We start from the raw sequence: 8,086 nt of genomic DNA on the forward strand, positions 1-8,086 counted from the left end.
CGAAGCATCACTAGAACGCTTTCTCGCACGTTGTCATCTTGGATTTGACCAGGCACGTGCCGAATTAGAAGCGATGTTTGATCGCTAAATGTGACGATCTACCAAGTTTGGGTTGAGTCATTTACACAAAATTATTGACGGTGCCATTTCCTCCACACTGTTAGTTATTACTATCTATACTTTAAATAAATTATCTTAAATACTTTTAATTGTTTTTCCAAGGTGTGATAATTTGAACAACGAAACAAAACTAAAAAATATTCTAACAGCTAATCCTGAAGTGATGGCAGTTTTAGAAGCTGCTGCTACATTGCCGCTTCCAGATTGCTGGGTTTCTGCGGGGCTGATTCGTAATCGTGTATGGGATGCGCTTTATAGTGTGCATTCTGAGATGAATGATATTGATGTGATTTATTTTGATGCGACGGATTGCTCGGTTGAAACGGAGAAGCACTGGGAGCGAGTGCTGTATGAGAGATTTCCTGAACATCCTTGGTCAGTGAAAAATCAGGCACGTATGCATGAAAAAAATCAGCTGGCACCGTTTACTTCTTCGTTTGATGGTGTCGCGCATTTTACAGAAATTCCAACGGCGATTGCGGCGAGAATCCATGAGGGTAAACTTGAAATCATGGCACCGCATGGCTTAGATGATTTATTCGCAGGAATCGTAAAGCCAACGCCCACATTTCAGGCTATGCCATTTTTAGCGATTTATAAAAAACGTATACAACAGAAGCAGTGGCAGCTTATCTGGACTCTACTAACAATAGCATGAAAAAAACCTCTACTTTTTGGAAAAGTAGGGGTTTTATTGTGTAAAAAGAATGTATTTAACTTATAAAATAACATTTATAGAAAATAAAAGTAATCTTTATGATGTTAATAAATTCCTTTATTAACCATTTAAGGGTGATGCAAGATGTAATTTTTTTAACTTTATGTTTTAAGCGCTCAAAACATGGCAAGTAATTAATTAAGTTCGACATTTTGAAAAAACAACAAAGGAGGTAACACACAATGGCATTTCTATGGTATATCATTATCGGCGGTATTTTAGGTTGGTTAGCAGGTCTTATTTTAGGTAAAGATGTTCCCGGTGGTGTAATTGGTAATATCATCGCAGGTATCATTGGTGCTTGGATCGGTGGCATGCTGCTTGGTAGCTGGGGTCCAAAAGTTAGTGATTTCTACATCCTGCCAACTTTACTAGGTACAATTATTTTAATCTTAGTTGTAAGCTTCATCATGAAAGCGATGCGTAAAGCAAATTAATCGACGAGGAGAGGCGAGAAAATGAAACGTTTTTTTAGTTTTCTGTTAGGGCTCTTTCTTCTCATCCTAATTGGTACATTTACATTTCTATATGTAGATGATTCTCGTTTGACTGATTATCAAGAGCAACTTGTTTCTTATTCTTGGTTTGAGCCAACGCTGTACATCATGGCGGCGGTTGGTATCGTTTTAGCTCTTGCTTTTCTTATTTATTCATTCACACCTTCTCATAAAAAACGCGGTTTATATTTGTCGTATAATGACGGTGAGATTTATATGAATAAACGCTCAATTGAAAAGGTTGTGCTACGTACGCTTGATAAGTACGAGGCGGTACGTCAGCCAAGTGTATCAATCAAAATGTATCAAAAAAAGCAAAAATCTTACATGGATATTGCCACAGAATTTTTTGTGGGGCCGACGGGAAATGTTCAGTCGTTGCTTGAGCGCATTAAAGAAGACATTAAGGAACAAACGGAGCATTTTTCTGAAGTACCAGTAAGAGAAGTAAAGGTAAATGTAGTCGATCAAAAGGCACTGAATAAGCGCGTAATTTAACGAGGAGGGGTTCCATTGCAAAATAATTCAACAGTCGATTGGCTTCGTGAATATAAATGGCGCATTCTTTTCGTACTAGCGATGCTTGTAGTAGGTGTGCTATTTCTCACAATTGGCTTTTGGAAGACAATCTTACTCATTGTACTATGCGGTATTGGATTACTAATTGGTTTTGCGAAAGATAAGACCGAACAGTTTTTCCACTTTATTGATAAAATTAGAAGATAGGAGCCGGGTAAAATGGTAAACAATCATAATACAAATTTAGAAAAACAATACAATGATCAAACAGGTGTAAATAGTAAAGAGCAGGACAATACACCAAAATTTGAAAACTCACTGTCATTTGACGATTCTGTAATTGAAAAAATTTCAGGTATCGCTGCACGTGAGGTAAAAGGTATTTTAGACATGAAGGGCGGCTTTACTTCTCGCTTCGGCAACGACAGTGTGACAAAAGGCGTTTCTGTAGATGTCGGCGAAAAACAAGCCATTGTTGATCTAAAAGTTATTTTAGAGTATGGCCAAAGTGCTCCGGCAATCTTCGATAAAGTAACACGCCTCGTAACTGAGCAAGTTCGTCATATGACAGGTTTAGATGTTGTAGAAGTGAACATGCACGTTAGTGACGTTATGAGTGAGAAAGAATATTTACAACAAAAAACAAAAGATACATCAAACTCAGAGTTACAATAATAAAGAAAAAGGCGCCGCTCATGCGGGGCCTTTTTTTATGTGAGAAAGAAAAAACACGCGCTATGCATAGGCGTGTTTTCATCGATTAATCATGTTTTGTTAAATCCACATTTAATAATTCATCTTTTGTTGGAGCATTTTTTAAATCTTGCTTCAGCTCAAGACGCATTTTATCTGTCTCTAATTGATAATTTTTATACTTTAATTCTTCAAGCTTAATTTGCTCGCGCATCATTTCAATTTCCATTTTTTGTGTACGCTCTCTGCTTTTAATGATTTTTTCAATAATCCCACCTGTAACAGAAATCGCAACAATCAACACAATCGCTAACCAAAACATACAGATACCTCCTTATTTGTGAAGTCTTCTATTTAAGTATACGGATAATACAGCAAATAGTTTCTGTTTTTCATAAAATACGGATAAATCGCTTATTTTGTGAAATGGAATAGTTAAAAAGTATGTGAATTTACGTCTTTGAAGTATGGGAACCCGCGTCTTTTCGGTATGAAATGCTATAATAAAGACAATGAATTGATAGATGGAAGGGCGTGAAAAAATGAATACAACAAAACGTCATATTGTATTTGTTTGTGATGTAGGGATGGCGTTAAGTGCAATGGGAGCGGCTGTTTTCCGCAAAAAACTACAGCAGGCCCATATCCAAGCGACTGTTACGCACTGCGCACTAAGGGATTTACCTACGAATGTGGAGGTTGTTGTGACGCAGCAGCCTTTTGTGGAACGCGTCAAACAGCAGGCTCCGACAGCACAGATTGTTGTTGTTGAGCAATTTTTAACAAGTCCAGCATATGATGAGCTGATAGGAGCATGGAGGTAGGGGAAGTATGTATTTATCAGCGAGGGAACGCTTAGTATTAGATGCATTATTGAAGCAACCACTAAACGTTCAGCAGTTAGCAGAGCAGCTCCATGTGAGTCGCCGGACAATTCAACGAGATTTAGAGCGCTTACATACCGTCGTAGAACAAAGTGATTTGATACTTAGTAAAAAAACGGGCATAGGGATTTCGATTTTAGGAGAGGAATCTCAAAAGCAAGCGCTTCGTGATATGTTAAATGATTTGGATATTTTAGAGGTGACAGCGGAGGAGCGTCGAGCCTTTTTAAAAGCATCTCTTCTTCGTGCAAATGGGGCGCTAAAGCTTTCATCACTTGCGAGTGAGCTCGATGTCTCCGTTGTGACGATGAGTAATGATTTAACCGAATTGACGTCGTGGCTTGAGCGCTTTGAGCTAACGATTGTGCGTAAACGTAGCCTAGGCGTTTTTCTAGAAGGTGCTGAAAAATCAAAGCGACTTGCATTAATGCAGTTATTTATAGAATTTATTAGCGAGCAAGAATTAATTAGTGTCATTCGGGGGCATGCGACGCATTTTTCGGCATTATCGAAAAAATTATTAGGTCATACGATGCTTGAGCGTGTTCATGAAGTGGATGCCATATTTAGCGACCTGTATGAGGAGCTTCCGTATACCATTACAGACCATGCCTACAGTGAGCTTGTGCTATATATGGCACTTGCAACAAAGCGCATGGAAAATGCCTTTTATATAGAAGAAACGTTATCTTTAGAAGTGAGTGAGGAGTATCATCTGGCGGAGAAATTAATGCAGGAGCTTGCAAAGCGATATGACATAACAGTAGAGGTTGCTGAAATTCAACAACTGACGATTCATTTACGCGGTGCGAAATTACGCCATGACCAGCAGTTAGCATTTGAGGATTTGGATTTACGCCTTGCTTCGCAAATCACGAAATTTATTCAATGCCTAGATGATGAAATGAATACGGCCCTAAGTAAAGATCATCAACTTTTTCAAGGATTGCTGGTTCATCTAGAGCGCGCCATGTATCGATTGACGCATCAGATGCCCATTTACAACCCGCTTCTAGCCCGTATACAGGAGCGCTATGCAGCACTTTTTGAAACAGTGCGAGCAGTGAGTGAACGTTGTTTTCCCGCGATTCATTTTCCAGATGACGAAATTGCCTTTTTAGTGATGCATATTGGCGCGGTGCTCGAACGCGCGACGCCATATGCAAATTTATCTGTATTAGTCGTTTGTTCAAGCGGACTCGGGACCTCTAAAATGCTCGCGAATCGCTTACGTAAAGAGGTGCCGGAAATTCAGCACGTATCGACAACTTCATTACTTGAATTATCAAAGGTGCAATATACATTATATGATGTCGTGTTATCAACGGTGCCACTGCCGATTAACGAAGCAGATTATCGCCTCATTTCGCCGTTATTGACGGATGAAGATATTGCGAATGTGCGAAGGAGCTTAACGCCGAAGCCAATTGTAGTAGTGACTGAAATAAAGGATGCGCTTGCACGACTGCGTGAGGTGCAGCAATTAACGACACAGATGGTTACAATGCTAGAAATGTTTGAGTGCATGGAGCTGAAAGAGGCTGTATTTGAGGATGCGTTAGAGGAAGCGACAAGCTATTTACAGCAAAAAAAGTGTGTAAATGATGCACGAAAGCTCGTGGAAAAACTACTTGAGCGCGAGCAACTTGGTGGCTTAGGGATACCAGACTCTGTACTTGGACTTTATCATACGCGCACAAATGCAGTGAATGCTGCAACCTTTCATGTGTTCCGTTTAAAAGAGCCTGTAATGCGTCAAGGCATGGATGGGCAAAGGATGCCTATCCAAACGATTTTGATGCTACTTGCACCTGAGGATATTTCCGCGGTAGCACTCGAAACGTTAAGCTATATTAGTACGCTGCTCGTTGAGAGTACGGAAACATTGCGCTTATTTGAACAGGGTACAACAAGTCAAATTGCCAATTATATTGCCAATAAATTTCAGCGTTATGTCCTGACAGGTAGCTAACGAAAACGATGTCACTAATTCGGTGACAAGATTATCATTAGAAGCGTTTGTATTCGCTTACATGTTATTTTACAATTTAAGTAAGATGAAAATGGAGAGCAGATAGAATGAAAAACCGGTACTTACACCTGATTTAATTCGATTAAATGCCAACCCTCATACAAAACAACAGGCCATTCAAATGGCTGGGGCCCTGCTTGTTGAGCAAGGCTATGTTGCACCTGACTATATTGAGGCAATGTTACTGCGTGAGCAAACATTGTCAACCTATATTGGCAATGGTGTCGCCGTCCCGCATGGTGTCGATGAAATGGGCACGCTCATTTATCACGCCGGGATAGCGATTCTTCAAATGCCGCAAGGAGTTCACTATGGGCCACAGCTCGTGACATTACTGATTGCGGTTGCTGGACATGATGCGGCGCATTTAGCTTTATTATCACGCATTGCAACCGTTTGTATGGAGGAAGAAAATGTTGCACGCTTAGTAGCGGCGACATCGACGGATGAATTGATGACAGCGTTTTTACCATCTGTATCGTCCAACGACTTGCTATAGGAGGAAAATAACATGGTATCAAAAGCATATACAATCACAGCAAAAGAAGGACTTCACGCGCGTCCGTGTTCATTAATCGTGACGGAGGCAATGAAGTATACAGCTGACTTATCATTAGCCTATAATGAGAGCGAAAAGAATTTAAAATCAATTATGGCCATTATGGCTCTTGGTGTTCCACATAATGCAACAATTGAAATTCGTGCAAACGGAGCCGATGAAGAAGCGGCATTAGAAGCAATCAACGCTATTATTTACGCTGAAAAATTAGCACAATAAGGAGTGGATGAGATGAGTTCAATTATTCAAGGTATCGCGGCATCTGCAGGGATTGCCATTGCAAAGGCTTTTACATTACAAGCACCAAACTTAACGGTGGAAAAACGTACGACGACGGAGGCAGCACCTGAGCATACACGTTTAGATGACGCATTAGCTGCTTCAACAGTTGATTTAGAAAAAATTAAAGACCGTGCTCTTACCGAGTTCGGTGAAGAGCAAGCGGCTATTTTCCAAGCGCATTTATTAGTATTAAATGATCCGGACTGGATTTCCCAAGTGAAGGATTATGTGAGTAATGAACAAGTAAATGCAGAATTTGCGGTTCAAACCGTATCACAAACCTTTATTGATTTATTTGAAGCAATGGATAATGAATATATGCGTGAACGTGCGGCAGATATTCGTGATGTAACGAAGCGTGTACTGGCGCATTTATTAGGCGAGCGCTTCGTTGATTTAACAGCGATTGATGAACAGGTCATCATTGTTGCAGAGGACTTAACACCATCAGATACAGCACAATTAAATAAAGACTTTGTACAAGGTTTTACAACAGATATTGGTGGTCGTACATCACACTCTGCTATTTTAGCGCGTACGCTTGAAATTCCTGCAGTTGTTGGGACAAAAGAAGCGACAACGATTAAACACGGTGATACAGTGATTGTCGATGGGTTAGCGGGACAAGTCATTGTGAATCCAACGGAAGCAGAAATTGCGACCTATCGTGAAAAACAAATACAATACAGTGCACAAAAAGCAGAGTGGGCAAAACTTGCGCATGAACCTTCTCAATCAGCAGACGGACATCACGTTGAGTTAGCGGCAAATATCGGTACCCCAGAGGATATTACAGCTGTGTTAGAGTATGGCGGCGAAGGTGTTGGCTTATATCGTACAGAGTTTTTATATATGGGACGCGATGTACTGCCAACAGAGGAAGAGCAATTTGAAGCCTATAAAGCAGTACTTGAGAAAATGGACGGCAAACCGGTTGTGGTACGTACACTCGATATTGGTGGCGACAAAGAATTACCATACTTACCACTACCACATGAAATGAACCCATTTTTAGGTTACCGTGCGATTCGTTTATGCTTAGATGAACAAACAATTTTCCGTACACAGCTCCGCGCATTATTACGTGCGAGTGTTTATGGTAATTTAAAAGTGATGTTCCCGATGATTGCGACAGTAAATGAATTCCGACAAGCAAAAGCTGTCTTACTTGATGTGAAAGCAGAGCTACAGCAAGAAGGCATCAAGGTATCAGAAACAATTGAAATCGGTATGATGGTCGAAATTCCATCTTCTGCTGTGATGGCGGACATTTTTGCGAAGGAAGTTGATTTCTTCTCAATCGGAACAAATGATTTAATTCAGTATACGATGGCGGCAGACCGCATGAATGAACGTGTGTCGTATTTATACCAACCATATAACCCAGCTGTTTTAAAGTTAGTGCAAATGGTAATTGATGCAGCACATAAAGAAGGTAAATGGGCAGGTATGTGTGGGGAAATGGCAGGCGATGAAGTAGCATTGCCAATTTTACTTGGTCTTGGCCTAGATGAATTTTCAATGAGTGCAACATCAATTTTACGCGCACGTAGTCAACTAAAACAACTGTCTCGTGAGCAAACACAAGCAGCCATTGCGGAAATTATGACGATGGCGACTGCAGATGAAGTGGAAGCTTATGTTCGTGAACACTTTATGACAAAATAGCGAAAACACAGCGTTCTCAAGCAATTGAAACGCTGTTTTTTTATGGAATTTGGTTAAAGTCCTTTTGGAAGGGGTATACATATTTATAGAAAACAAGATGGAGGTTTTTAACAT

Annotated in this window: 10 protein-coding genes and 1 pseudogene; 10 read left to right on the top strand and 1 reads right to left on the bottom strand. The window is 40.3% G+C overall.

Going from position 1 to position 8,086, the window contains the following annotated elements:
• The first annotated feature begins 232 nt into the window (after positions 1-232).
• The 5 genes from KTHG_RS12090 to KTHG_RS12110 all read left to right on the top strand — a co-directional run bounded on the left by KTHG_RS12090 (position 233) and on the right by KTHG_RS12110 (position 2,529).
• Positions 233-778: a nucleotidyltransferase family protein gene (locus KTHG_RS12090; protein WP_255512449.1), complete on the top strand. Its 546-nt coding sequence runs from the start codon at positions 233-235 to the stop codon at positions 776-778.
• A 242-nt stretch (positions 779-1,020) separates the two neighbouring features.
• Positions 1,021-1,275 (top strand): GlsB/YeaQ/YmgE family stress response membrane protein, encoded by a 255-nt coding sequence (locus KTHG_RS12095; protein WP_126989348.1) that lies wholly within the window; start codon positions 1,021-1,023, stop codon positions 1,273-1,275.
• Positions 1,276-1,296: 21 nt separating this feature from the next.
• Positions 1,297-1,833 carry an alkaline shock response membrane anchor protein AmaP gene (amaP, locus tag KTHG_RS12100; protein ID WP_126989349.1) on the top strand — a complete coding sequence of 179 codons (537 nt, stop codon included), beginning with the start codon at positions 1,297-1,299 and terminating at the stop codon, positions 1,831-1,833.
• A 15-nt stretch (positions 1,834-1,848) separates the two neighbouring features.
• Entirely contained in the window at positions 1,849-2,061 is a 213-nt protein-coding gene (locus KTHG_RS12105; protein ID WP_126989350.1) for a DUF2273 domain-containing protein, read from the top strand.
• Positions 2,062-2,073: 12 nt separating this feature from the next.
• On the top strand, positions 2,074-2,529 hold the full coding sequence (locus KTHG_RS12110) for an Asp23/Gls24 family envelope stress response protein (RefSeq protein WP_139993867.1): 456 nt from the start codon (positions 2,074-2,076) through the stop codon (positions 2,527-2,529).
• 85 nt (positions 2,530-2,614) lie between these two features.
• On the opposite strand, the gene KTHG_RS12115 is transcribed toward KTHG_RS12110, so the two are convergent.
• On the bottom strand, positions 2,615-2,869 hold the full coding sequence (locus KTHG_RS12115) for a hypothetical protein (protein WP_139993869.1): 255 nt from the start codon (positions 2,867-2,869) through the stop codon (positions 2,615-2,617).
• Positions 2,870-3,089: 220 nt separating this feature from the next.
• Here KTHG_RS12115 and KTHG_RS12120 point away from each other — a divergent pair, with 220 nt between their 5' ends.
• The 5 genes and pseudogenes from KTHG_RS12120 to ptsP all read left to right on the top strand — a co-directional run bounded on the left by KTHG_RS12120 (position 3,090) and on the right by ptsP (position 7,972).
• Entirely contained in the window at positions 3,090-3,371 is a 282-nt protein-coding gene (locus tag KTHG_RS12120) for a PTS sugar transporter subunit IIB (RefSeq protein ID WP_186439584.1), read from the top strand.
• Between the two features lie 7 nt (positions 3,372-3,378).
• Positions 3,379-5,403: a BglG family transcription antiterminator gene (locus KTHG_RS12125; RefSeq protein WP_139993873.1), complete on the top strand. Its 2,025-nt coding sequence runs from the start codon at positions 3,379-3,381 to the stop codon at positions 5,401-5,403.
• Positions 5,404-5,533: 130 nt separating this feature from the next.
• Positions 5,534-5,962, top strand: a pseudogene (locus tag KTHG_RS12130) (PTS mannitol transporter subunit IIA); the annotation flags it as partial.
• A 12-nt stretch (positions 5,963-5,974) separates the two neighbouring features.
• On the top strand, positions 5,975-6,241 hold the full coding sequence (locus tag KTHG_RS12135) for an HPr family phosphocarrier protein (protein ID WP_126989357.1): 267 nt from the start codon (positions 5,975-5,977) through the stop codon (positions 6,239-6,241).
• A 12-nt stretch (positions 6,242-6,253) separates the two neighbouring features.
• On the top strand, positions 6,254-7,972 hold the full coding sequence (gene ptsP / locus KTHG_RS12140) for a phosphoenolpyruvate--protein phosphotransferase (protein ID WP_139993877.1): 1,719 nt from the start codon (positions 6,254-6,256) through the stop codon (positions 7,970-7,972).
• The last annotated feature ends 114 nt before the right edge of the window (positions 7,973-8,086 follow it).

This window comes from Kurthia sp. Dielmo (genome assembly GCF_000307285.2).
Taxonomy (GTDB): domain Bacteria; phylum Bacillota; class Bacilli; order Bacillales_A; family Planococcaceae; genus Kurthia; species Kurthia populi.

Bases quoted from the DNA above. Each gene is read 5' to 3' on its own strand.
- KTHG_RS12115 (WP_139993869.1), bottom strand. From the start codon at position 2,869: ATGTTTTGGTTAGCGATTGTGTTGATTGTTGCGATTTCTGTTACAGGT.
- KTHG_RS12135 (WP_126989357.1), top strand. From the start codon at position 5,975: ATGGTATCAAAAGCATATACAATCACAGCAAAAGAAGGACTTCACGCG.
- KTHG_RS12125 (WP_139993873.1), top strand. From the start codon at position 3,379: ATGTATTTATCAGCGAGGGAACGCTTAGTATTAGATGCATTATTGAAG.
- amaP (WP_126989349.1), top strand. From the start codon at position 1,297: ATGAAACGTTTTTTTAGTTTTCTGTTAGGGCTCTTTCTTCTCATCCTA.
- KTHG_RS12095 (WP_126989348.1), top strand. From the start codon at position 1,021: ATGGCATTTCTATGGTATATCATTATCGGCGGTATTTTAGGTTGGTTA.
- KTHG_RS12110 (WP_139993867.1), top strand. From the start codon at position 2,074: ATGGTAAACAATCATAATACAAATTTAGAAAAACAATACAATGATCAA.
- ptsP (WP_139993877.1), top strand. From the start codon at position 6,254: ATGAGTTCAATTATTCAAGGTATCGCGGCATCTGCAGGGATTGCCATT.
- KTHG_RS12120 (WP_186439584.1), top strand. From the start codon at position 3,090: ATGAATACAACAAAACGTCATATTGTATTTGTTTGTGATGTAGGGATG.